Source organism: Pantoea sp. GM_Pan_3 (assembly GCF_026541045.1).
In the GTDB taxonomy this organism is placed as follows: domain Bacteria; phylum Pseudomonadota; class Gammaproteobacteria; order Enterobacterales; family Enterobacteriaceae; genus Pantoea; species Pantoea anthophila.
In genome coordinates, this window is the sequence record NZ_JALNVA010000002.1 from 506,381 (window position 1) to 528,988 (window position 22,608).

Consider the following 22,608-nt stretch of genomic DNA (forward strand, 5'->3'; position numbering starts at 1 on the left):
AACATTATAAAGAATGATTAATTCTCTGGGGGAGATCTTTTTTCACTGGATGTGGGGTGAGTCATATTGCGGGGAGTGGGCTGGTCAGCCCTGACGCCCGACCCACGCGATTACGTACTTCATGGATGAGGCGAGTAACCGGCGGCCGAGGCCCCGGGGATGGCTCTACGCCGTCTTTACGCAGTCACTGCGGATATCTGCCTGAACAGAGCACTGTTTTCTCTTCAAAGACCAGGCCCGTCCTGCGTTAATTATTCAGAAGGCATAAAGTTCACGCATCGCCGTTTAAAAGCACGTTTATTTAATCAATATAAAGTTGTGACGTTCTGCAGTCATATAAAGCAGCCAGCTTCTCAAGCGTCTGTTTTTGAGGTTTCTTTCTCGACTCCAGCTTTGAAACGCCAGCCTGCGTGATGCCTAATTTATTCGCGACCTCTTCCTGTGACATTTGCCGATGTAAACGCCAGGCAACATGCAAAGGAACGGATTGTCTCCGGCTGATTTTCATTACGTCATGAGGGATGGTTTCATCGTCATCCGGAGCCGATTTATAGGGGAGAGGCTCAAACACGTCGTCTAAGTGATGATTGGCCATAAGCCTGTTAAACAACTCTATGGGGATGACGGCACCGGTGCGATTCCCGCGCTCGTCTGTCAGAAACTGTATCGCATTCATAGATCATCACTCCTTACTGCCGCGGCAGACCAGACCTGTGGTCATCTGCTGACGCGACTCAGCTAAATTCATATCTGTTTTTGACTCAGGGTTGACGCAGGCTGACCCAACCGCTTGCTAACGCTTTTTGTACGTGGTCGATGTTCTTCTTACGACTTCCAGAATAGCTATCACCACTGGCTGACCTTTCTCTATTTTCCACAACACGCGGTAGTGACCCACCACCAGCTTCATTCGCTTCTCTTTATCATCCGTCAGCTTTTCGACTTTCAGATGGGGGATATCGGGCCACTTAGTAAGCGCCTCTACAGCATCTTCGATGGCGTTACCCTCTTTCTGAGGCAGCCCATACAGCTGTTTCAACGCCTTTTTCGTCCAGTTAATTTCTGGCATCCGTCAACACTCCATGTTGTCAAAGCACGCACTCAACGCATCTCAGAACATAACCAAATCCAGTTTGCAGAGCAACTAAATGGTTTTATAAAGCACGATTTAGTTATATTTATATAACGGTCTGGAGACTGACTCCTCCTGTTAAAGCGCGCCAGAAAGCGCCACACAAAAAAAAGGGCCCAACTTTCGTTGAGCCCTTTCTGCGTGAACGAGAACGATCAGCCTGCGGTCTGCGTCCGCAGCTGCAGTTCGTACGCCTTCGCCTGTTCTGCATCGAACTGGTTTTCCCAGCGGGAAATCACCAGCACCGCCAGCGCGTTACCGACCACGTTCAGCGCGGTACGCGCCATGTCCATGATGCGGTCAACACCAGCGATAAATGCCAGGCCTTCCAGCGGAATGCCGACGCTGCCCAGGGTGGCCAGCAGCACCACGAACGACACGCCCGGCACGCCGGCGATCCCTTTCGAGGTCACCATCAGCGTCAGCACCAGCACAATCTCGTCGGTCAGTGACAGGTCAATGCCATAGAGCTGCGCGATAAAGATGGCCGCGATGCTCTGATAAAGCGTTGAACCATCCAGATTAAATGAATAGCCGGTCGGCACCACAAAGCTGGTGATCGCTTTCGGCGCGCCGTAGGCTTCCATCTTCTCCATGATGCGTGGCAGCACGGTTTCCGAACTGGAGGTGGAGTAAGAGAGGATCAGCTCATCTTTCAGGATATGCATCAGGGTGGTGATCCGCAGCTTGCAGAGACGCGCCACGCCGCCCAGTACCACGAAGGCGAAGAAGAGAATCGCCACGTAAACCAGCAGCACCAGCTTGGCCAGCGGCCAGAGCGAGGCAAAGCCGAAGTTGGCAATCGTCACCGCAATCAGCGCAAACACCCCTACCGGCGCATAGCGCATGATCATGTTCGTGACTTTAAACATCGTTTCAGAGATGCCACGGAACAGGTTCACCAGCGGATCGCGCTGTTCTGACGGCAGAGACGAGAGGCCTAAGCCAAACAGTACCGAGAAAAAGATAATCGGCAGCATGTCGCCCTTCACCATTGAGGCGAAGATGTTCTGCGGGATCAGCGACAGAATGGTGGCAACCAGGCTGTGCGGACCGCCCTGCACCTCTGCCGTTGTCGCTTCATATTTAGAGATGTCCACCGTTGCCAGCGTTGACATATCGATGCCGGTGCCGGGTTGAAATACGTTGGCCAGCGTAATACCGACCACAATGGCAAGGGTGGTGATCACTTCAAAGTAGAGAATCGTTTTGACGCCGATGCGTCCCAGCTTCTTTGCATCACCGACGCCGGCAATGCCGACCACCAGGGATGAAATCACAATCGGTACCACAATCATCTTGATGAGATGAATGAAGATATCGCCTGCCGGACTGAGAATGTTGGTGACTAACCATTCACGATTGTCTGGCTGATTATGCAACACAGCGCCCACGATGATACCAAGCACAAGGGCTGTCAGAATCTGCCAGGCCAGGCTGATTTTAAAACCTTTCATAACGTGTCATTTCCTCAGTCAAAACCCGTTTTTTCTCTGCTGCGAAGGTGCAGAAGACGATACACACAGGGAGTGAGCAAAAAGCCCGGTAAATTAGAGGGTGTCTTGAAACAGCGCCTCGTATGAAAATCTGACGATTCCCATACCCATTTTCAGACGCGGTCTGAGTTGATACCTGCAGAACAGGGGCGAGATAAGTACCATTTTCACTGTGGTAAATGCAACCCCTGGCGGATCCGATTAAAAGTTCACCACCTGAGTAGCATAAAGTGCTGCTGACGCTGAAAAACCCTAACCTGCTGTTATGAAAAGTATTACTTCGATGAATTTACGCATAGCTATGCAGGAGCGGTTAAAAAGGCTCCCGGCGCGTTTGCTTGCTTTTTATTCAGGGTGAGTGTCAAAAGGTCATGCCTGTCGCCCTTATCCCCGTCGGCTTATCCAGCAGAAATATCGGGATAGCCTCCCGCTCAGGCGGCGAAGAAATATCCCGTGATCTGTGGCGCAAAAAAGAAACAAAGGCTCAGGGCAGGCTTCAATTAACTATTGATTGACATATCATTAACATCTTCAAGGAGATCCGCCATGAGCCAAAACCACAAACATCCTGTTCCAGAGAACATTGCAGCGAATGCCCTGATCACAGCAGAACAGTATCAGGCGATGTATCAGCACTCTGTCGACGACCCGGACAGTTTCTGGGGCGAACAGGGCAAAATCCTTGACTGGATTAAGCCCTACAGCACCGTGAAAAACTGCTCGTTTGCACCGGGTAACATCAGCATTCGCTGGTACGAAGATGGCACGCTGAACCTGGCGGCAAACTGCCTTGACCGTCATCTCGCCACGCGCGGCGACCACCCGGCCATTATCTGGGAAGGCGACGACGCCAGCGAGAGCAAAACCCTGACCTTCCGCCAGCTGCATGCTGAAGTCTGTCGCTTCGCCAACGTGCTGGAGCTGCTGGAGGTGAAAAAAGGCGATGTGGTGGCGATCTATATGCCGATGGTGCCGGAAGCGGCTGTGGCGATGCTGGCCTGTGCGCGTATCGGGGCCGTTCACTCGGTGATCTTTGGCGGCTTCTCACCGGAGGCGGTGGCGGGCCGTATCGTCGACTCCAGTGCCTCGCTGGTGATCACCGCGGATGAAGGGATCCGCGCCGGCCGCAGCATCCCGCTGAAGAAAAATGTCGATGACGCATTAAAAAATCCTGCCGTCACCAGCGTGAAGAACGTGGTGGTCTTCCGGCGCACCGGTAGAGAGGTGGGCTGGGTGGAAGGCCGCGATCGGTGGTGGCATGACCTGATGCAGAACGCCAGCACCAATCACTCCCCAGCCGAAGTGGGTGCAGAAGATCCGCTGTTTATCCTCTATACCTCCGGCTCCACCGGTAAACCTAAAGGGGTACTGCACACCACGGGCGGCTATCTGGTCTATGCGGCGACCACCTTTAAGTTTGTCTTTGATTACCATCAGGATGATATCTACTGGTGCACCGCCGATGTCGGCTGGGTCACCGGTCACAGCTATCTGGTCTATGGCCCGCTGGCCTGTGGCGCAACCACGCTGATGTTTGAAGGGGTGCCGAACTGGCCCACACCGAGCCGCATGGCGGAAGTGGTCGATAAACATAAAGTGACCCTGCTCTACACCGCGCCCACGGCTATCCGTGCGCTGATGGCGGAAGGTGATAAGGCGATAGCGAACACTGACCGCAGCACGCTGCGCATCATGGGTTCGGTTGGCGAGCCGATCAACCCGGAAGCCTGGGAGTGGTACTATCAGAAAATCGGCAACAGCCGCTGCCCGATTGTGGACACCTGGTGGCAGACCGAAACCGGCGGCTTCATGATCACCCCGCTGCCGGGTGCAACCGAGCTGAAAGCCGGTTCCGCCACCCGGCCGTTCTTCGGGGTGCAGCCCGCACTGGTAGACAACGAAGGTCAGCCTCAGGAAGGTGCCTGTGAAGGCAACCTGGTGATCACGGAATCCTGGCCCGGACAGGCGCGAACGCTCTTTGGCGATCACGACCGTTTCGAGCAGACCTATTTTTCCACCTTTAAAAATGCCTACTTCAGTGGTGACGGTGCCCGTCGCGATGAGGATGGCTACTACTGGATCACCGGCCGCGTTGATGACGTACTCAATGTCTCCGGTCACCGGCTCGGCACCGCCGAAATTGAGTCCGCGCTGGTGTCGCACCCGAAAATTGCCGAAGCCGCGGTGGTGGGCATTCCGCACAGCATCAAAGGCCAGGCGATTTATGCCTATATCACGCTGAATCACGGCGAGGAGCCGTCACCGGAGCTTTACACCGAAGTCCGCCAGTGGGTACGCAAAGAGATCGGCCCGATAGCCACGCCGGATGTGCTGCACTGGACGGACTCTCTGCCGAAAACCCGCTCCGGCAAAATCATGCGCCGTATTCTGCGCAAAATTGCCACCGGCGACACCAGCAATCTGGGTGACACCTCCACGCTCGCCGATCCTGGCGTCGTAGAAAAACTGCTTGAGGAGAAACAGTCCATCAACATGCCTTAAGCGCACGCTGTCCGGCGGGAAGATCGCTTCCCGCCACCCCCGCCCCACGCAGTCTGTTTCGGTAGTCACAAATATTATAACCAGCTGAATCCGCGTCCTGACGCGAGGTTCTCCCCTGCAAGACCTCTGGAGAAAATGTGATGAATGACGCCCTTTCGAGTCAGGATGCAATCAATCAACAGATTGAACGTAATCCCCGTTTTCATGAGCTAGTCCGTAAGCGCCAGGCGTTCGCGACGCTGCTGTCGCTGATTATGCTGGTGCTCTATGTCGGTTTTATTCTGCTGATTGCGTTCGCGCCCGGCTGGCTCGGTACACCGCTGCACGCCGGCACCAACGTGACCCGCGGTATCCCGATTGGTGTCGGACTGATTGTGGTCTCCTTTCTGCTGACCGGCGTCTATGTCTGGCGCGCCAACGGGGAGTTTGACCGTTTAACCAAAGCGATCCTCAGCGAGGTGAAATTATGACCCGACTCACCTTATGGCTGCTGGCCCTGATGCTGCCCTTCTCCGCGCTGGCCGCCGATGCGATAACCGGTGCCGTGCAGCGTCAGGCAACCAACTATCAGGCGATCATCATGTTTATGATTTTCGTCGGGGCCACGCTGGGGATTACTTACTGGGCCTCCAGACGAACCCGTTCACGCAATGACTACTACACCGCGGGTGGCAATATCACCGGCTTCCAGAACGGTCTGGCGATGGCGGGAGACTTTATGTCCGCGGCGTCGTTCCTGGGCATTTCGGCGCTGGTTTACACCTCCGGTTATGACGGGCTGATCTACTCGCTCGGCTTCCTGGTCGGCTGGCCGATGATTCTGTTTTTGATCGCCGAACGGCTGCGTAACCTGGGTCGCTATACCTTTGCGGATGTCGCCTCCTATCGTCTTAAGCAGATGCCGATCCGCATCCTCTCCGCCTGCGGTTCGCTGGTGGTGGTGGCGCTCTACCTGATTGCGCAGATGGTGGGGGCCGGGAAGCTGATCCAGCTGCTGTTTGGTCTTAACTACCATGTGGCGGTGATTCTGGTCGGCATTCTGATGGTGATGTATGTGCTGTTTGGCGGCATGCTCGCCACCACCTGGGTGCAGATCATCAAAGCGGTGCTGCTGCTGTTTGGCGCCACCTTTATGGCGGTAATGGTCATGAAGGCGACCGGTTTCAGCTTTAATACGCTCTTCACCGAAGCGATGGCGGTCCATCCTAAAGGCGCCGCGATTATGCAGCCTGGCGGACTGGTCAAAGATCCCATTTCGGCGCTGTCACTGGGCTTAGGACTGATGTTTGGTACGGCTGGCCTGCCACACATTCTGATGCGCTTCTTCACCGTGGCCGATGCCAAAGAGGCGCGGAAAAGCGTCTTCTGGGCCACCGGCTTCATGGGTTACTTCTACTTCCTGACCTTCATTATTGGCTTTGGGGCCATTCTGCTGGTCGGCGCGAATCCGGCGTTTAAAGATGCGGCGGGTGCGCTGATAGGCGGTAACAACATGGCGGCGGTGCACCTGGCGAATGCGGTGGGCGGCAGCACCTTCCTCGGCTTTATCTCTGCGGTCGCTTTTGCCACGATTCTGGCGGTGGTGGCGGGCTTAACCCTGGCAGGCGCGTCGGCGGTGTCGCACGATCTCTATGCCAGCGTTTACCGTAAAGGTCAGGCCAGCGAAAAGGATGAACTGCGGGTCTCTAAGATCACCGTGCTGGCGCTGGGCGTGGTGGCGATTGCGCTGGGTATTCTGTTTGAGAAGCAGAACATCGCCTTTATGGTCGGGCTGGCCTTCTCTATTGCGGCCAGCTGTAATTTCCCGATCATCCTGCTGTCGATGTACTGGTCAAAACTCACCACGCGCGGCGCGATGGTGGGCGGCTGGCTCGGTCTGCTGACCGCGGTGATCCTGATGATCCTCGGCCCGACGGTGTGGGTGCAGGTGCTGGGCAACGCCACACCGATTTTCCCGTATGAGTATCCGGCGCTGTTCTCGATGATCGTGGCCTTTGTGGGCATCTGGATCTTCTCGATTACCGACCATTCGCCGCAGGGTGCAGAGGAGCGTTCGCGCTTCCGGGCGCAGTTCATTCGCTCGCAGACCGGCACCGGTATTGAACAGGGTAAAGCGCACTGATCGCCCTCTGAAACGGGCAGAAACAGGCCATAAAAAAAGGGCGGCTCAATCAGCCGCCCTTTTCTTTCATGTCGCGTATCAGAAACGCAGTGAAGCCCCGACATAAGGACCATCGACCAGCACGTTATCTTTGCGTCCATCTTTGTTGTTCAGCTCGATGTACTGATAACCCACGCGCAGATTAAGCAGTGAGACCGGCGTGAAACTCAGGCCGCCCGCCGCTTCCTGGTAGCTGTCCAGCTGATCGGTGAAGGACTCCGGCGCATAGTAATATTCGCCATACAGGCCCCACATGCTGTTCAGGCTGTAGTGTGCGGCACCACCCAGCGCCACCGCAAATCCATCTTTTCCATCTTCAGGATGGGTGAAGATCGCTTTTGCGGTCGGCGCCAGACGCAGCGGCCCGAAATCGACGTTGTAACCCAGACCGGCACCGTAGGTGCTGCCGTCATGGTCGCTACGCAGCCAGTTACCCTTCAGAAACAGCCCCGGCGTGGTGGTGCCCAGACCCAGATTCAGGTTGGTGTTGTGTTCACTGACATCAACACTGCCTTCGATTGCCTGAGCGGCACCGCTCAGTAAAACCAGCCCGAGGGCGCTCCCGGTAACAAGTTGCTTAAACATGATTCCACTCCATGAAAGGACAATTAATTCGGCCGCAAGGTTAACAGCCTGAAAAACGGAGACAACATTATCCGGAAAACTTTACGTAAAAATACGTGTCGCGGTCAGGAGAGTCGCCTGCGCAGAGCAGTGTAGACTATATCGTCCACATCAGGTGTCCAATCAGCGGAGCCAGAACCACGGTCACCACGCCAGAAAGCATCATCACCAGGCTGGCGACAACGCCCTCCTGCTGCCCAAGCTGATAAGCACGTGCCGTTCCGGCGCCGTGCGATGCTGCGCCCAGTCCCGCACCTTTCGCTACGCCCTGCTTAATGGCAATGCGCAGAAACAGGACGTCACCCACCGCCATGCCAAACACGCCGGTGATCACCACAAACAGCGCCACCAGATCGGGCTGTCCGCCAATCGGCCCCGCGGCGGCCAGCGCAAAGGGGGTGGTGATGGAGCGAACGGCGAGGCTGCGCTGAATAGACTCCGGTAACGTCAGCAGCCGCGCCAGCCAGACGGAACTGCAGACGGCCACCAGCGTGGCGGTCACGACGCCCGCGCTCAGCGACAGCCAGTGACGCTTAATAATCGCCACGTTCTCATACACCGGCACGGCGAAGGCCAGCGTGGCGGGCCCCAGCAGCCACAGCAGCCAGTGGTTTTCAGCGATGTAATCCTGCCAGCTGATGTGCGTCAGCAGCAGCAGCGCCACCAGCACCAGCGGCGTCATGACCAGTGGCATCAGCAGCAGCGTCCGCCAGCGCCGGTAGAGCCGTTTATTCAGCGCATAGACCAGCAGGGTCACCGCCACACAGAGCAGGCTGAGCAGAATATCACGCATGGGGGCCCTGCTTACGCGCGGCGCGCGCGACTTCATACTGATAAAGCCGATCCACGACCCAGGCGGTAGAAGCCAGCACCAGCAGGGTACTGACGCCGATCACCACGCAGATGCGCCAGCCGTCGACCCGCAGCAGATCGCCATAGTTGACCACCGCAACCACGGCCGGAATGAAGAACAGCAGCATCTCGGCCAGCAGCCAGCGTGACCCCGCTTTCACCCAGTTGAGCGGCACGACGCGCGTCACGATCAATACCAGCAGCAGCAGCATGCCGACGATGTTGGCAGGCAACGGCAGATGCAGCCACGTCACCAGCCGGTCGCAGGCGATAAACAGACCGATATAGAACCCCAGCTGCAGCGGCAGACTCAGCCATTGCGCTGCGCGGTGACTGCGTGGTGTGAGTGCTAACGCCATACCCTTCTCTCCCGATTAAATTCACCGCACCAGTATAAATCGGCGACAGAAGGTGAAAAAAATGAATTAAAATTATCGCAATCATGCCTGAAAGGAATAGTTATGGATGTCCGCGCCCTGCGTTACTTTACTGAAGTGGTTCGTCAGCAGAGCTTTACCCGAGCGGCACAGAAGCTGTTTGTGACGCAGCCGACCATCAGCAAAATGCTGCGCCAGCTGGAGGAGGAGCTGGGCTGTACGCTGCTTCTGCGCGATGGCCGTCGCCTGCATCTTACCGACAGCGGACAGGCGGTCTATCAGCGCGGGCTGGCGATCCTGCAGGAGTTTCATCAGCTGGAAGCGGAGATCGGTGACATCAACGAGCTGAAAACCGGTGAGCTGCGGCTCGGCATTCCACCGATGGTCGGGATGCAGATAGCCGGATCGATCTCCGCGTTTCGCCGCCGCTATCCGGGTGTGGCGCTGAAAATTTCGGAGTTTGGCGGGCTGACCGTCCAGCAGGCGGTGCTGGCGGGCACTCTGGACATCGCCCTGACCGCCCTGCCGGTTGACGCCGGGCTGCCGCTGAACACCCTGCCCCTGATGCACCATCCGCTCTGCGTGCTGCTGCCCCGGCATCCGGTGTGGCTTGGCCGCCAGCAGATTGGCCTGGCTGAACTGGCGCAGCATCCGCTGCTGATTTTCAACGAGGAGTTTTCGCTGAACCGTCAGCTGATGCAGGCATTTCAGCGGCTCAGTCTGACGCCGACCATAGCGGTGCGCAGCGGCCAGTGGGACTTTCTGGCGGCGATGGTGCAGGCGGAAATGGGGCTGGCGATTCTGCCGGAGCCGATCTGTCAGCGGCTGGATAAGCACTCTTTATTGTGGCTGCCGCTGGAGTCGGAGCTGAAGTGGAGTCTGGGTCTGATCTGGCGGGAAGGCAGTTATCTGTCGCGCAGTGCGCAGGCGTGGATAGCGTGCTGTCGCGAGCACTGGCCGGATCAGCCGCCGCGTCTGTCGGTGTAGCAGGCGGGCGCGCCGCGTTATCGCAGACGCGCCCGTTGCGGATTACTCCTCTTTTTCGATCAGCAGCGCTTCCAGCAGGTCCAGGTCGTGCAGTAATTTCTGCATCGTCTCATTGGAGATCTGCTGAGTGGCGCGCAGATGATAGACCTCGGCGCGTTCGGCGCGCAGCCCGGTCAGGCGGAAGCGACGCTCCAGGTTTTCAGCGAACAGCGCATGTTCGAGGTCGTTCTTGCCTTCGGCGCGACGCCGTAAGTTGCCGATCACCCGCAGGCTCACCTCTTTCAGCAGCTCCGGATCGATATTCTCTTCCGACTCCTTCTCCAGCCGCTCTTCCATTTTGTGCAGGCTCTCAATCGCGGCTCCGGCCATGACGGCACGGGCGTTCTGCAGTTCGCGGCGATGCGCACCCTTGTCGATGGTATCGATGCCGCGCAGCAGAATCGGCAGGATCACCACGCCCACCAGCAGCGAGAACAGAATCACCCCGGTCGCAATAAACACCAGCTCATAGCGCGCCGGGAAGGGCTCGCCATTGCTCAGGAACAGGGGAATGGAGAGCACACCCGCCAGGGTAATCGCACCGCGGACACCGGCAAAAGAGGCGATCAGCAGTTCGCGCAGCGAGTAGTTGGAGAACTCCAGCGGCTTCTTCTTCAGCAGGCGTTTGCTGAAGCGCTGCATAATCCACAGCCAGCCGAAACGCACCAGCATCAGCGCCAGATAGACCAGCGCGATATCAGCGAACAGCATCCAGAGTTCGACGTTGGGATCGGCCTGCGCCTGGTCAACCGAGGTCTGCAGAATGTCCGGTAACTGCAGGCCAAGCATCAGGAAAACCATGCCGTTAAAGACAAACTCCAGCATCTGCCAGACGCTGTTGGCGCGCAGACGCATCGCCAGCGGAGCCTGACGGATAATGCCGGAGCGGGTGATGGTCATACCGGCCGCCACGGCTGCCAGGATGCCTGACACACCCAGATGTTCGGCAATCAGGTAAGAGGCGAACGGCAGCAGCAGCAGCAGAACGGTCTGGGTCGCCGGGTCGTCACCGCTCCAGCGACTGAGCAGGCGCAGCGATTTCCCGTAGAGCCAGCAGACCGCCACACCCGCCACCAGACCACCGACGGCGACTTTCAGGAATTCGATGCTCGCGCCGCCCCAGGTAAAGACCATGGTGCCCATGGCGACAGCCACGGCAAACTTCAGCGACACCAGGCCCGACGCGTCGTTCATCAGTGCTTCACCCTGCACGATCGACATAATCTTTTTGGGAATGCGGCCTTCACCGACGATGCCGGAGAGCGCCACGGCGTCGGTGGGCGACAGTACCGCTGCCAGTGCAAAAGCGGGGATCAGCGGAATACCTGGCACCATCCAGTAGATGAGATAGCCGATACCAATTACGGTAATCAGCACCAGCGCCAGCGCTAAGCCGATAATTTCACGACCGTGATGCAGGAACTCACTGATCGGCGTCTTCCAGCCATCCGCGAACAGCAGCGGCGGGATGAACAGCACCAGAAACAGCTCCGGGTCAAAGTCGACATGCAGACCAAACGTCGGCCAGGCCAGCAGCGCACCTGCGGCGATCTGGACAAGGGGTAACGGGATCTGAAAAGGGAGAATGCGGGCCGCGACGCCGGAGAGCGACACGACCAGCGTCATGATGAGAATAGTAAAAAAGATTTCCATGCTTTCCTTAGGCGTCGTTTCTTTCAGTCATTGGTTAAGCGATAAAGTGTAAAACAAACGGCGATGAAGGGTGTCAGCTACGCGTGCGACGAGGAGGAAAAAAGTGAAAAATTCCGGACGCGTTGTTACACGTCCGGTTCAGCAGTCAGATCGCCCAGCCTCCGGCATAAAACGCCACCAGCGCAACGGCAATCACGACGGTGCCGACGTTGAGCCTGCGCCATTCGCCCGCGAAGAGACGGCCCACCACCAGGCTGGCAAACCCAATCATGATGCCGGTCACGATGTTGCAGGTGAGCACGATGATCACCGCCGTTAACAGACCCGACATCGCATCAACAAAATCAGCGAAGTCGATTTTTGCCACGTTGCTCAGCATCAGCAGACCCACATACATCAGGGCAGGTGCCGTGGCGTATGCCGGTACCAGGTAAGCCAGCGGCGACATAAACAGAATGGCCAGGAACAGCAGGCCGACCACAATGGCGGTCAGACCCGTTTTGCCACCCGCCGCCGTTCCCGCCGCCGACTCAATATAGACCGCCGCCGGCGACGCGCCGACCAGACCGGCGAACAGGCTGCTGACAGAGTCCGAGGTCAGGGCACGGCCGCCATTGATGATCTGCCCCTGCTTATCCAGCAGATTGGCTTGCCCCGCCACGGCGCGAATGGTGCCGGTGGCATCAAAGACCGCCGTCATGACCAGTGCCAGCACGCTCGGTAGTACCACCGGCTGCAGGGCACCCATGATATCGAGGCTGAACAGCAGCGACTGTCCCTGCGCATCACGCAGGTCAGGCAGCGCAAACAGCCCGTGATACGTCACCGCCGGGTCAAAGATCAGTCCCAGCAGTGAAATAGCGATAATCGTCAGCAGGATGCCGCCCGGCACCCGGCGCTTCTCCAGCCCGATAATCGCCGCCAGACCCAGCAGCGTCATCATCACCGGAAAGGTGGTGAAGTGGCCCAGGGCGACCGGCAGGCCGGGAGCCGGATTTTTAACGACCAGGCCCACGCCATCCGCCGCAATCAGCAGCAGAAACAGACCAATTCCGACGCCGGTGCCGTGCGCCACCCCCATCGGCAGGTTGCGCAGGATCCACGCACGGATACCGGTGACGGAGATCAGCGTAAAGAGCAGGCCCATCAGGAACACCGCACCCAGCGCGACCGGCACGCTGATGTGCTGACCCAGCACCAGGCTGAATGCGGTAAAGGCGGTTAACGAGATCGCGCAGCCAATCGCCATCGGCAGATTGGCCCATAAGCCCATCAGGATAGAACCAAAGCTGGCGACCAGACAGGTGGCGACAAAGACGGCCGTCGGGGAGAAACCGGCTTTGCCCAGCATCCCCGGCACGACGATTACGGAGTAAACCATCGCCAGAAAGGTAGTGAGTCCGGCCAGAATTTCCTGACGCACGCTGCTGCCTCGCGCCGAGATCGAGAACCAGGCGTCCAGTTTTCCACTGGCCGGGCGTGATTCAGTTGACATAATTGAGCCTCAAAAATTTTTGTTGTGTGGATCGCTCTGCGGCCATCGCTGTCCCTGGAATAAGCGGGTAGACGGTAACCCTGACCGGGCGAACCGGGCAGGCAAACGTTTACCTTGCCGCAGAGTGTGGGTCGCTAAAGGCGGCCGGATAAAAAGGCAGGCGATTATCCGGCGTTTGGCGGCACAGTTTCAACTGTCAGAGGGAGATTGTTCAGCATAAAGATCCGCAGTTCGCGGCGGAAAAGCGTGCAGCCGGGGCGAGTGCAACGCGCTGACGCATTGAAGTTAAAGCGGTTTCTGGCGGACGGGGCACCGGCATAGCCGTGAAGAGAGACGGCTCGCCGGGCGAAAAAGAGGATCAGCCTGGCAGCGAAAGCTCGCCGCCCTGAGCGATCGCGCGCTGCCAGGCGGCGCGCTGCTGTACGGTCTCTAACCATTTCCGGGTGGCGGGCATCTGATCCAGCCCGGCGCGCTGCGCCAGTGCCAGCAGCGGAAAGCTCATCTGAACATCGGCTATGGAGAAGCGCTCACCGGCAAACCAGGGATTAGCCGCCAGATGCTGTTCAATCATCTTCATGTGCGGCTTTAGCTGTTTATCCAGAAACGCCTTCTGCACCCCTTTTCCGAATGCCGCCCCGACCGGACGCAGCAGCCACGGCACCGGGGCTTTGCCCATCTGCCCGAAGATCAGCTTCATCACCAGCAGCGGCATCAGCGATCCCTCGGCGTAGTGCAGCCAGTAGCGGCACTGCAGACGTGACGCCTCATCACTGATTTTCAGCCGGAAGGTGTGATCGTAGTTCTCTTCCAGGTATTCCAGGATGGCTCCCGATTCGGCCACAACCCGGTTGCCGTCGGTAATCACCGGCGATTTCCCCAGCGGATGCACCTTTTTCAGCGCCTCCGGGGCCAGCATCGTCGGTTCGCGTTGATAGCGTTTAATCTGGTACGGCACTTCCAGCTCTTCCAGCAGCCACAATACGCGTTGCGAGCGCGATTGCTCAAGATGGTGAACGGTGATCATCATGATTCCCTGTGTTTTGACCTCTCCTCAGTATAGACGTCACTCCACATCCGGATGTTTATCATCCTGTTCCGGGTCCAGCAGCACCGCACCCGACCCCTGCTCGCCCAGCCGGTCGCCGGGATTACGCAGCGGGCAGTCGCGCATCGACAGGCAGCCGCAGCCGATACATCCATCCAGATCGTTGCGCAGGCGGGTCAGGGTTTCGATGCGCTTATCCAGCTCTTCGCGCCAGTGCCGGGTCAGCGCATCCCATTCCGGTGTCGACATCCGTTTGTCAGCCGGGATGTGATCGAGACTGTCGCTGACCGTCGCCAGCGGAATACCGATGCGCTGAGCAATCTTGATAATCGCCACGCGTCGCAGCACGTCACGACTGTATCGCCGCTGATTGCCGCTGTTACGCGTGCTGAAAATCAGCCCTTTGCTTTCATAAAAGTGCAGTGCCGACACCGCCACACCACTACGGCGCGCCACCTCACCCGGTGTTAACACCGGTTTGGGATAGTTGCGTTCTTTTTTCATCAGGCCCTTTACCTCAAGTTAACTTGAGGAATTATACTCCTTCTCTATCAAAACGACGAAACTCCCTATATCACTTATTAAGCACCAGAAGGATGAGGCCATGATGCAAGAAGAGATCATTCATTCCCTGACGCACTGGATTGACCAGAACCTCGACAAGAGTCTGTCGATCGATGAAGTTGCCGCTAAATCGGGTTATTCAAAATGGCACCTGCAGCGTATGTTCCGTACCGTGACGAAACAGACGCTGGGTGGCTATATTCGTGAGCGTCGCCTGACCCTGGCAGCAGAAGCGCTGTCGCAGACACAGCGCCCGGTTTTTGATATCGCAATGCAATATGGCTACGACTCGCAGCAGACCTTCTCCCGCGTGTTTCGCCGTCAGTTTTCGCAGACGCCAACTGCCTACCGGCATACCATGCGACGTCAGGCGATTCAGCGCCCTCGCCTGCTGAGCTTTGGCTGCAACGACGGCATTGGCAGCTATACCCAGCGCACCACCGGTGAGTGCTGTCCGGTTCGCTGACCGGCAGATGCGCCTGCAACAGGCGCATCTGACTGAATTTCCCGCATTTCCTCCCCTGCCGTTCATTTTTCCCCCGCTCCAGCTGCCATACCAGAGTCAAATTTTGTTCAAAATTTAAAATCGGGTGATATAATGTGACCCAAGTCACACTTTGAACCTGGTTTGACGGCGAAAAAGCCCCTCCTGACACGCTTTTCTGCCGCCGGTGATGTCCGCGAATTGTCAGGAATCCTTACTGATATTGAGGTCCACCGATGGCCACGTTAACCGCCAGTTTACTTGTTATGCGCTGGGAGTTGCTGAGCGCAGTTCTGATGTTTTTTGCCAGTACCCTGAAAACCCGACTGCGTCAGGATAGCCGTCATGTGATGGCATTTATGTGTGGCGGGATTGGTTTAGGTGTGACCTGCTGGTTTGTGACGGGGCTGATGGGCATTACCCTGAGCATGGAAAACGTGCATAACTTCCTGGAAATCTCAAAGCATGCGTTTATTGATGTGATGAGCCAGGCACCTGCTGACTGGCCGATGCCCTGATCGATCGCGAGAATCCCCAATCGACAGGCATAAAAAACCCCGCTGCGCGGGGTTTTTTATATTGCTGTGTGTTTAAATTTTCTTCAACATGGCAGGGATATTCACATCCTGCACTGTAACGCCCGGGCTCTGCGTTCCGCGGCGGTCCTGAATCCACATATCTCCCATCATCTGATTTAAACCGCGATCCAGTCCGGTGACCAGTCCTGCACCTGGGGTGAAGGTCAGTTCGCCAAAGTAGATCCGCTCGTCATGGATATACCAGTCCACGCGCACATAGTCGAAATCACTGGCCAGCTTCTTGCTCAGTTCGAGCGCATGTTCCAGTGACGGCATGATCGGTGAGACATCCAGCCCGGTGTCACGAATCTTGTGATACGCCTCCTGGAGGTTGTTCACGTAGAAATTCATCGACAGCAGCGGCTGGCAGCGGTTGTAGATCACCTGCAGCACATATTCAAACCGGCCATCACGCTTGTTGAACATATGGAACTTGTAATCGATCGGCGCGCTTTTGCCATCACCAATGTACTTCTCCACCAGAATACGTGGCTTGATGTAGCGATAGTGAATCTCACGCGCTTCGTTGGCGAAGTCGGTCTTCAGCCAGCGATAGCAGTCATGAATGATCTGCTGCTTGCGCAGGGCATCCGGCTCTTCCAGCAGAATCTCTACCATGTTGGAGGCGTGGTTCGGTTTGATCACCGTCCCCTTCCAGCAGGGTAAGCTGTTCAGCGTGGTCGGGTCAGTGGTTTCGTGTACCAGCGGGATCAGGTACTCATCACCGATTTTCTCAGCAATGAATTCGCGCACCGAGTACTTATCTGACAGGCGACCGTAGTTCTGGTAATCACCGAAGATAAACTTACGGTACAGCACCTTCTCGTTGAACACTTTTGGCTGACGCAGATTGGGCAGTTTTCTGAACTTGTGGAAGTAGTAGATGCGATCCTGATAAGCCCAGGGCATCTTCTTGATAAAATACTGCACACTTCTTCTGAGTTCTTCTTTCAACTTGAGCATATCTGACCTCATTTGTAGGTTTTGTAGTTGAGTGAGGAAACCTGAATCTTTTGAATGACGCCGTTTTTAAAGAAGTAATTCATTACGGTCAGGGACAAAAGTTCTGAAAGGAAAACGCTCCACGCGGCCCCCATGATGCCGTGCCCCTGGATCAACCACCAGGAGAGCGGCAAACTGATGACCATCAGACAGACGATTTTCCTCAGCAGGTAATTGAATCCTCCCTCTTTAACCATGTAGCGATAGGCTACGGTCCCCATTGCCGAAAAGCTGGTGGCTATCGACAGCAACGTAATGAGACTTCCTGACTGTGTGTATTCCGGCCCGTACAACGCGATGATGATGCGCTCGCCGAAGAGCGAGATGATCAGCAGCATCAGCAGTGAAACCGCCATAACATAGCCATTGAGCCGGGCGGCAAGCTTAATGGCGACCTCGCCGCGCTCCCTGAAAATTTCAGTGAAGCAGGAGGTGATGAGCGCCACCGGGATAAAAATCCAGGAGGCGGAAATGGTATTCGCCGCCGCAAACAGGCCGAGGTCGCGCGCCGGCGCGGTGCCTGCCAGAAACATCTGCGCCGCTTTCACCTGCACAGAGATGAAGATGCTGGAGATGGCCAGTGGCAGACCGGCATACATCAGATAACGCACATAGGTGGTACGCTTTTCGCGCGGCGGCATCTGGTCCTGATGATCCTGATAGAAGTTGTGACGCTTAATCAGGTAAGGCACCAGGGTCACCGACACAATGGAGAGCGTCAGCCAGAGCGGATTGAGGCGCAGCCAGGCGATGGTAAAGCTGATGCCGAAACTCAGCAGCATGCCTGTCGCATTGGCAACGGTATTCAGGCGCGAGGCCAGCCGCGCATTGTTGTAGACGCTGAACGTGTCCTGGGTGACAAAAACGGACGCCACAAATGAGGCCAGTGCAAATGCCAGAAAATTTTCCTGCATGTTGTACCAGACCCAGATTAAGACTGGCACCGAAGTCACCAGTAACAACACCATCCGCAGCGTCCGGGCGATGCTCATCAGACGCAGGCCTTTTGAGGCATTTTTGCTGACACGCTTAAACAGAATGGTTTCGGTGCCAAAGATGGCAACGGTTTGCACCATTGCAAATAGTGAGGTTGAAAACGCCATCTGGCCAAACACCGTTGGGCCAAAGGATTTTGCCACGTAAGACGTCACAAAAATGACGCCAAATACGGAGATGATCTTTTCAGACATCATCCAGGCGGCATTAGACATTACGCTCAATTTCATCGACTCTTCCTTAGTATTACTCAACTACAACCGCTTCGGTACAACATCCCTGTAACGAATTAATAAGCGCGCAGTAGGCCTGGCGAAAATGTAAGACTTCAGACCAAACTGGTCCGAAAATTGAGAAGTTGATCATAATCCGGAGAGTGAATTCAGGATAATTCTTATTATATCTGGCGCGAATCACTTCAAATGGAAACGATTTCAGGCTGAAAATAACCCAACCTTAAACGGCCACAACCCCCCTATTATTCGGGTCGGTCAGGCTAAATATCCGGTTTACGTTTAATTTTTCCGTATTCGGGATGCGATGAATTTATAACAAAAATCCGCCTCCAGGAAGGCGCGGCCTGCGGATAAGAATAAAATAAGATTTATCCCATGATGATATTTATTCTAAATATCTTAATTTAGGCTTCGCTATTCCATTGGCGCACTTTAATACTGCATTAATAGAATCTTACAGTGCCAGAAATTATTAAAGTCATTCTCATCCATTAATCGATAAGAAAGGTAAGAGCATTTATGAGAAAGTCACGATACAGCGAAGATCAAATCACAAATGCCATTAAAGCTTCTGAATCGGGCGTGAAAGTCAGAGAGATTTGTGAAGAGTTAGGCATCTCTGAAGCCACGTTCTACAGCTGGAAGAAGAAGTTTTCTGGGTTGTCTTCGGAAGAAGGCAGAAAAATCAAGGAGCTGGAAGAAAAACTGCAGAATGCGACGCGCGAGCTGCAGACCCTCAACTCGGATAAAGAGATGCTGCAGAGCGTGCTTAAGCACTTCTTTACCACGAATGAAAAGCGTCAGGCTGTAGACTTCCTGCAGACCACGTTTGACATCGGCACCCGCCGCAGCTGCCGCTTACTGGATATCAGCCGCAGCGTTTACCATTATCCGTCAGGCACGGAGAACCGATAACCCCCATGCTACCGCGCTTACCAGACTTAACGCTGAGATTTGTTCTTACCAGAAGAGATGAAGATCATTTAACAGGACAATTGCGGCACCCCTTTCCGCTCCATTTATAACTAATGAATGGCTTCACGGCTAAGCTTCTTTTTTTGCGGTAAAATTGATTCACAACAGCAAAAGTCTCGCATTCTACGCCGATTCTTCCCCTCCCAATCTCGTTTTAGCGGGATTGGGCCTCCTCTTTTTTTGTTAAGTGCTGCTAAACCCCACTACCAAAGCGTCTGGATAACATTAAGACGCTTTAAACTTAGAACGAAAAATAATCACACTTCTTTTAAGTTAATCCTGGCCCTAACCCAAACTTTTTGCGGTTACGCTTTAATTCCTTTGCGTGCCTTTTCCGCAATACTTTCTCCAGGATTAATCCGGCACAAATAGTTTATTGCTCCTTATCACTAACGTTATGTGGCTATCTTTTCACTCTCTTCATTGCGCATCATTGATGCCACAGATTAATCTTTAATTAAAAACGCAGCGGCGGAATTTTCTTACTCATTGAATGTGGAATGAAGTTAATAGTGGTTTTTAGCGGGCATAACTCAGGGTCACAATCCAATAAAATGCGGCGGAGAAAAGCGTAACGTCCATAATGCTGCGCTTTTTTTCCTGATTTATGGGCGCTATCTGTGCAGGAAATTGCATCCCGGAGGTAAACGATCCGCCTTCAGCGGGTGAAAAGTGCCGTTTTTTTGCTGACCGGGGGTGGATGGCAGGGGTTAACACGACGAGATTTTCCCCCTTCGCATCGCATGAAATCGATTTCGCGGCAAAAATCTGTCGGACAGAGTGCAAGTCGGGATAGGGTTTTGTCTTAAAAAGCCGGGCAAAGCGGGCTTCGCACGGCCAGTTTATTCCAGAGATCGGTGTGGGTTATCCGCTGAGGGCAACCACCCGCGGCTGCGGTTTAATACGCATTGCCCACAGCACGCCAGCCATCAGACAGGCAATGCCGATAACGGTGAGCAGAGGTGGCCAGCGTTGATGCCAGAGAAAAGTCCATAACAGACCGAACAGGATCTCAAAAACAATCAGCGGCCCCATCAGTACCGTGGGCAGACGCTGGCTGGCTGCGTTCCAGCACAGGCTGCCGAGCCAGGAGCAGAGCAGGCCAATCGCCAGCATCAGAGAGATAAACACTGACGGATGTGGCCCGAACGGCAGCGGGAAGTCAGGCTGTTGCCAGGCGATCTGAACGCTGACTAGCGCATACAGGGTCAGCGCCATCGGCAGCGTCACCAGCCCCTGCGCCGTCGCCCAGGTCGAGGGTCGCAGTGCGGGATGAGTGCGCAGCCAGCGGGCATTGCGCAGCGGATACCAGGTCCAGCAGACCACCGCCAGCAGTGCCAGCACGATGCCGGTCAGGTAACGACTAAGATCCAGCGTTGCACCCTGGCTCCGCAACTCCGCCGCATTGACGCAGAGCAACCCGGCCGCCATCATCACCAGCGCCGGAAAGAGCCGCCGCCAGGGCAGACGTCCTTCAAGATGGCCGTAACAGAGATTGGCGGTAACGGCGATCACCACCGGCAGTGTGCCGATAATCATGGTGGAGACCGGCGCGCCGGTGCGCTGAATGGCATTGGCCAGAAACGCATAATAGAAGAGGTTACCCACCAGCGAGAGTTTCACTGCCTCGCGCCAGTCGGCCCGCCCCAGCAGGCGCAACCGGCGGCGATCGTGCCAGGCCAGCGGCAGCGCAATCAGCCCGAACGCCACATAACGTCCCGCCGACTGCAGTGCACCAGGGTAGTCAGGCACCAGCAGCGGCCCGACAAAGATCAGCCCCCACATCAGCCCCGCGGTAACGGCAAACATAACACCAGCAAACATGACTTTTTCCCGTATAGCTTTTTTTCATAGTGTGGCGGGAGTGAAGGAGGAAGGCTTGTAGCAGATTGCGGTTGTGTCAGGGCTGGCGCACCTGTTTCTGATAGCGGCCAGGCGTAATGCCATAGCGGTTAGCAAAGGCGCGGGTCAGATGAGCCTGATCGGTTAACCCGACGGCCGCTGCGACACTGGCAGCGGCTTCGCCCTGTGCCAGTCGCTGTTTGGCATCATAGAGGCGGAAAGCCATCAGCATCTGATGCGGCGTGACGTGATAGTGCTGGCGGAAAGCGCGTAAAAAGTGCCACGGCGACAGCGAGGCCAGCGCCGCCAGCTCCTCCAGCCGCACCGGTTCCGCCAGATTTGCCCGCAGAAAATCACGCACCTGATCAAAGCGATGCCGTCCCTCGGGCCTGCCTGGTGACGACATCCGCGCCAGCGGGCGAATCTGCAACAGCAGTTCGGAAAGCAGACTCTGGCGCGCCAGTCCGGACTCCGCCTGCCAGAGTGCGGCCAGCGTGCGGGAGAGCGGCTGCGCGATGCGCGGATCGGTCAGCAGCGCCTCGTTAAACCACCAGCCGCGATCGCCGGTCAGTTCATCCATCAGCTGCGGCTGAATGTAGATCATCTGATAGCACCAGCCCTCGTCACAGGCTGACTCACCGGTATGCAGCTCATCCGGATTCATGGTCACCAGCGAGTTCACCGGCGCGGTATATTCGGTGCCGCGATAGCGAAAACGCTGCGCACCCGCCTCAATCGTGCCAATGCCAAAGGCTTCATGGGTATGGGGTTCAAAAGCGTAGCGGGAGATGTGAGCCTGATAGAGTTCCACACCGGGCAACGCGGCCGGTTGCTGAAACTGTGCGCGGTCTTTTTCACAGGGAAAAACAGCCGGAACACCTTCCACTTATCTCTCCTTATTTATCCGATGTCGGATTAGCATGCCTGCGACCGGGGGGAAAATGCAAAAGATTGCTATCCGCCGCGCCGCAGGTAACACTGTTTTTTTCTCATTCTGAGGGAGTCAGCATGGCACAGCGAGTCGTCATCGTCATTGATATGCAGAACGGCGTGTTCAGCACACCACGTTTCGATAAAGCAGGCCGGGTTGACCGGATCAACCGGCTGACCGATCGCGCCGATATCATCCTCTTTATTCAGCATCGTGAAGGCACGATGTGCGAGGGCGACCCCAGCTTTGATCTGCTGCCGGAACTGGTTCAGCCTGCGGGCGCGCATTACGTGACGAAAACGGCCTGCGACAGCTTCTGGCAGACAGAGCTGGCCGCGCTGTTAAAGCGTCTGGAGGTGGAGGCGTTTGTGGCGTGCGGCTGTGCGACCGACTACTGTCTGGATACCACGATTAAAACAGGGGCCAGTGCGGGCTATGCGATTACCGTGGCGGCGGATGCGCACACCACCGCCGATCGCCGCTGGGTCGGGGCCGAAGCGCTGATTAATCAGCACAACGAGGTGTGGGCCTCGCTGCTGATCCCTGGCAACGTGCCGCGCGTGCTGAGCACGGATGCCGTGCTGGCGGAATGGTCATAGCCCCGGCCGGCCGGAACCGCGCATAAAAAAAGCCCGCA

22 protein-coding genes are annotated in these 22,608 nt (G+C 56.2%); 8 read left to right on the forward strand and 14 right to left on the reverse strand.

Going from position 1 to position 22,608, the window contains the following annotated elements; genetic code table 11:
- Positions 1-301: 301 nt before the first annotated feature.
- The 3 genes from OXR04_RS10140 to gltP form a co-directional block, all read right to left on the reverse strand.
- Positions 302-676 carry a helix-turn-helix transcriptional regulator gene (locus tag OXR04_RS10140; RefSeq protein ID WP_046101028.1) on the reverse strand — a complete coding sequence of 125 codons (375 nt, stop codon included), beginning with the start codon at positions 674-676 and terminating at the stop codon, positions 302-304.
- 117 nt (positions 677-793) lie between these two features.
- Positions 794-1,039, reverse strand: coding sequence for a hypothetical protein (locus OXR04_RS10145; protein ID WP_235334451.1), 246 nt, complete (start codon positions 1,037-1,039; stop codon positions 794-796).
- 248 nt (positions 1,040-1,287) lie between these two features.
- Positions 1,288-2,589, reverse strand: coding sequence for a glutamate/aspartate:proton symporter GltP (gene gltP / locus OXR04_RS10150; protein ID WP_267369680.1), 1,302 nt, complete (start codon positions 2,587-2,589; stop codon positions 1,288-1,290).
- Between the two features lie 585 nt (positions 2,590-3,174).
- On the opposite strand from gltP, the gene acs reads away from it, so the two are divergent.
- From acs to OXR04_RS10165, 3 genes are all read left to right on the forward strand, one after another.
- Complete coding sequence (gene acs / locus OXR04_RS10155; RefSeq protein ID WP_150028757.1) at positions 3,175-5,130, forward strand: acetate--CoA ligase; 1,956 nt, start codon at positions 3,175-3,177, stop codon at positions 5,128-5,130.
- Between the two features lie 140 nt (positions 5,131-5,270).
- On the forward strand, positions 5,271-5,600 hold the full coding sequence (locus OXR04_RS10160; protein ID WP_267369677.1) for a DUF485 domain-containing protein: 330 nt from the start codon (positions 5,271-5,273) through the stop codon (positions 5,598-5,600).
- The gene (locus OXR04_RS10165; RefSeq protein ID WP_009092581.1) at positions 5,597-7,252 is read left to right on the forward strand and encodes a cation acetate symporter; all 1,656 of its coding nucleotides are present in this window, start codon (positions 5,597-5,599) and stop codon (positions 7,250-7,252) included. Before OXR04_RS10160 ends, OXR04_RS10165 begins: the two co-directional genes overlap by 4 nt.
- A 78-nt stretch (positions 7,253-7,330) precedes the next feature.
- Here the strand turns inward: OXR04_RS10165 and OXR04_RS10170 are convergent, their stop codons facing one another.
- The 3 genes from OXR04_RS10170 to OXR04_RS10180 all read right to left on the reverse strand — a co-directional run bounded on the left by OXR04_RS10170 (position 7,331) and on the right by OXR04_RS10180 (position 9,126).
- The gene (locus OXR04_RS10170; protein ID WP_009092582.1) at positions 7,331-7,876 is read right to left on the reverse strand and encodes a YfaZ family outer membrane protein; all 546 of its coding nucleotides are present in this window, start codon (positions 7,874-7,876) and stop codon (positions 7,331-7,333) included.
- Positions 7,877-8,012: 136 nt separating this feature from the next.
- Positions 8,013-8,708, reverse strand: a complete 696-nt coding sequence (locus OXR04_RS10175) for an LrgB family protein (protein WP_046101024.1) — start codon at positions 8,706-8,708, stop codon at positions 8,013-8,015.
- The gene (locus OXR04_RS10180; protein WP_267369675.1) at positions 8,701-9,126 is read right to left on the reverse strand and encodes a CidA/LrgA family protein; all 426 of its coding nucleotides are present in this window, start codon (positions 9,124-9,126) and stop codon (positions 8,701-8,703) included. The genes OXR04_RS10175 and OXR04_RS10180 overlap by 8 nt, the downstream gene beginning before the upstream one ends.
- A gap of 102 nt (positions 9,127-9,228) precedes the next feature.
- Between OXR04_RS10180 and OXR04_RS10185 the strand changes: the two genes are divergently transcribed.
- On the forward strand, positions 9,229-10,131 hold the full coding sequence (locus tag OXR04_RS10185; protein WP_111208679.1) for a LysR family transcriptional regulator: 903 nt from the start codon (positions 9,229-9,231) through the stop codon (positions 10,129-10,131).
- A 42-nt stretch (positions 10,132-10,173) separates the two neighbouring features.
- Here OXR04_RS10185 and OXR04_RS10190 read toward each other — a convergent pair whose 3' ends face one another.
- From OXR04_RS10190 to soxR, 4 genes are all read right to left on the reverse strand, one after another.
- Positions 10,174-11,823, reverse strand: coding sequence for a Na+/H+ antiporter (locus tag OXR04_RS10190; protein ID WP_009092586.1), 1,650 nt, complete (start codon positions 11,821-11,823; stop codon positions 10,174-10,176).
- Positions 11,824-11,968: 145 nt separating this feature from the next.
- Complete coding sequence (locus OXR04_RS10195) at positions 11,969-13,318, reverse strand: NCS2 family permease (protein ID WP_058957003.1); 1,350 nt, start codon at positions 13,316-13,318, stop codon at positions 11,969-11,971.
- A gap of 358 nt (positions 13,319-13,676) precedes the next feature.
- Entirely contained in the window at positions 13,677-14,342 is a 666-nt protein-coding gene (locus OXR04_RS10200) for a glutathione S-transferase (protein ID WP_009092589.1), read from the reverse strand.
- A gap of 39 nt (positions 14,343-14,381) precedes the next feature.
- Positions 14,382-14,867: a redox-sensitive transcriptional activator SoxR gene (soxR, locus tag OXR04_RS10205; protein WP_009092590.1), complete on the reverse strand. Its 486-nt coding sequence runs from the start codon at positions 14,865-14,867 to the stop codon at positions 14,382-14,384.
- 100 nt (positions 14,868-14,967) lie between these two features.
- On the opposite strand from soxR, the gene soxS reads away from it, so the two are divergent.
- Together soxS and OXR04_RS10215 are read left to right on the forward strand one after the other, a co-directional pair.
- Positions 14,968-15,393 (forward strand): superoxide response transcriptional regulator SoxS, encoded by a 426-nt coding sequence (soxS, locus tag OXR04_RS10210; protein WP_009092591.1) that lies wholly within the window; start codon positions 14,968-14,970, stop codon positions 15,391-15,393.
- Positions 15,394-15,647: 254 nt separating this feature from the next.
- On the forward strand, positions 15,648-15,929 hold the full coding sequence (locus OXR04_RS10215) for a YjcB family protein (protein ID WP_267369665.1): 282 nt from the start codon (positions 15,648-15,650) through the stop codon (positions 15,927-15,929).
- Positions 15,930-16,001: 72 nt separating this feature from the next.
- Here the strand turns inward: OXR04_RS10215 and OXR04_RS10220 are convergent, their stop codons facing one another.
- The gene (locus OXR04_RS10220; protein ID WP_033736441.1) at positions 16,002-16,952 is read right to left on the reverse strand and encodes an ATP-grasp fold amidoligase family protein; all 951 of its coding nucleotides are present in this window, start codon (positions 16,950-16,952) and stop codon (positions 16,002-16,004) included.
- 8 nt (positions 16,953-16,960) lie between these two features.
- On the reverse strand, positions 16,961-18,217 hold the full coding sequence (locus OXR04_RS10225) for an oligosaccharide flippase family protein (RefSeq protein WP_033736443.1): 1,257 nt from the start codon (positions 18,215-18,217) through the stop codon (positions 16,961-16,963).
- Positions 18,218-18,742: 525 nt separating this feature from the next.
- On the opposite strand from OXR04_RS10225, the gene OXR04_RS10230 reads away from it, so the two are divergent.
- Positions 18,743-19,138, forward strand: coding sequence for a transposase (locus OXR04_RS10230; protein WP_009092595.1), 396 nt, complete (start codon positions 18,743-18,745; stop codon positions 19,136-19,138).
- Between the two features lie 924 nt (positions 19,139-20,062).
- On the opposite strand, the gene OXR04_RS10235 is transcribed toward OXR04_RS10230, so the two are convergent.
- Complete coding sequence (locus OXR04_RS10235; protein WP_267369656.1) at positions 20,063-21,022, reverse strand: DMT family transporter; 960 nt, start codon at positions 21,020-21,022, stop codon at positions 20,063-20,065.
- Between the two features lie 76 nt (positions 21,023-21,098).
- Positions 21,099-21,926: an AraC family transcriptional regulator gene (locus OXR04_RS10240; protein ID WP_267369653.1), complete on the reverse strand. Its 828-nt coding sequence runs from the start codon at positions 21,924-21,926 to the stop codon at positions 21,099-21,101.
- Positions 21,927-22,048: 122 nt separating this feature from the next.
- Between OXR04_RS10240 and OXR04_RS10245 the strand changes: the two genes are divergently transcribed.
- A complete protein-coding gene (locus tag OXR04_RS10245; RefSeq protein ID WP_267369650.1) occupies positions 22,049-22,570 on the forward strand; it encodes an isochorismatase family protein in 522 nt (173 codons plus the stop codon).
- Positions 22,571-22,608: the final 38 nt, after the last annotated feature.

What these genes read in the sequence shown, in the direction of transcription:
- OXR04_RS10140 (WP_046101028.1), bottom strand. Translation starts at nt 676, where the DNA reads ATGAATGCGATACAGTTTCTGACAGACGAGCGCGGGAATCGCACCGGT.
- gltP (WP_267369680.1), bottom strand. Translation starts at nt 2,589, where the DNA reads ATGAAAGGTTTTAAAATCAGCCTGGCCTGGCAGATTCTGACAGCCCTT.
- acs (WP_150028757.1), top strand. Translation starts at nt 3,175, where the DNA reads ATGAGCCAAAACCACAAACATCCTGTTCCAGAGAACATTGCAGCGAAT.
- OXR04_RS10160 (WP_267369677.1), top strand. Translation starts at nt 5,271, where the DNA reads ATGAATGACGCCCTTTCGAGTCAGGATGCAATCAATCAACAGATTGAA.
- OXR04_RS10165 (WP_009092581.1), top strand. Translation starts at nt 5,597, where the DNA reads ATGACCCGACTCACCTTATGGCTGCTGGCCCTGATGCTGCCCTTCTCC.
- OXR04_RS10170 (WP_009092582.1), bottom strand. Translation starts at nt 7,876, where the DNA reads ATGTTTAAGCAACTTGTTACCGGGAGCGCCCTCGGGCTGGTTTTACTG.
- OXR04_RS10175 (WP_046101024.1), bottom strand. Translation starts at nt 8,708, where the DNA reads ATGCGTGATATTCTGCTCAGCCTGCTCTGTGTGGCGGTGACCCTGCTG.
- OXR04_RS10180 (WP_267369675.1), bottom strand. Translation starts at nt 9,126, where the DNA reads ATGGCGTTAGCACTCACACCACGCAGTCACCGCGCAGCGCAATGGCTG.
- OXR04_RS10185 (WP_111208679.1), top strand. Translation starts at nt 9,229, where the DNA reads ATGGATGTCCGCGCCCTGCGTTACTTTACTGAAGTGGTTCGTCAGCAG.
- OXR04_RS10190 (WP_009092586.1), bottom strand. Translation starts at nt 11,823, where the DNA reads ATGGAAATCTTTTTTACTATTCTCATCATGACGCTGGTCGTGTCGCTC.
- OXR04_RS10195 (WP_058957003.1), bottom strand. Translation starts at nt 13,318, where the DNA reads ATGTCAACTGAATCACGCCCGGCCAGTGGAAAACTGGACGCCTGGTTC.
- OXR04_RS10200 (WP_009092589.1), bottom strand. Translation starts at nt 14,342, where the DNA reads ATGATCACCGTTCACCATCTTGAGCAATCGCGCTCGCAACGCGTATTG.
- soxR (WP_009092590.1), bottom strand. Translation starts at nt 14,867, where the DNA reads ATGAAAAAAGAACGCAACTATCCCAAACCGGTGTTAACACCGGGTGAG.
- soxS (WP_009092591.1), top strand. Translation starts at nt 14,968, where the DNA reads ATGATGCAAGAAGAGATCATTCATTCCCTGACGCACTGGATTGACCAG.
- OXR04_RS10215 (WP_267369665.1), top strand. Translation starts at nt 15,648, where the DNA reads ATGGCCACGTTAACCGCCAGTTTACTTGTTATGCGCTGGGAGTTGCTG.
- OXR04_RS10220 (WP_033736441.1), bottom strand. Translation starts at nt 16,952, where the DNA reads ATGCTCAAGTTGAAAGAAGAACTCAGAAGAAGTGTGCAGTATTTTATC.
- OXR04_RS10225 (WP_033736443.1), bottom strand. Translation starts at nt 18,217, where the DNA reads ATGAAATTGAGCGTAATGTCTAATGCCGCCTGGATGATGTCTGAAAAG.
- OXR04_RS10230 (WP_009092595.1), top strand. Translation starts at nt 18,743, where the DNA reads ATGAGAAAGTCACGATACAGCGAAGATCAAATCACAAATGCCATTAAA.
- OXR04_RS10235 (WP_267369656.1), bottom strand. Translation starts at nt 21,022, where the DNA reads ATGTTTGCTGGTGTTATGTTTGCCGTTACCGCGGGGCTGATGTGGGGG.
- OXR04_RS10245 (WP_267369650.1), top strand. Translation starts at nt 22,049, where the DNA reads ATGGCACAGCGAGTCGTCATCGTCATTGATATGCAGAACGGCGTGTTC.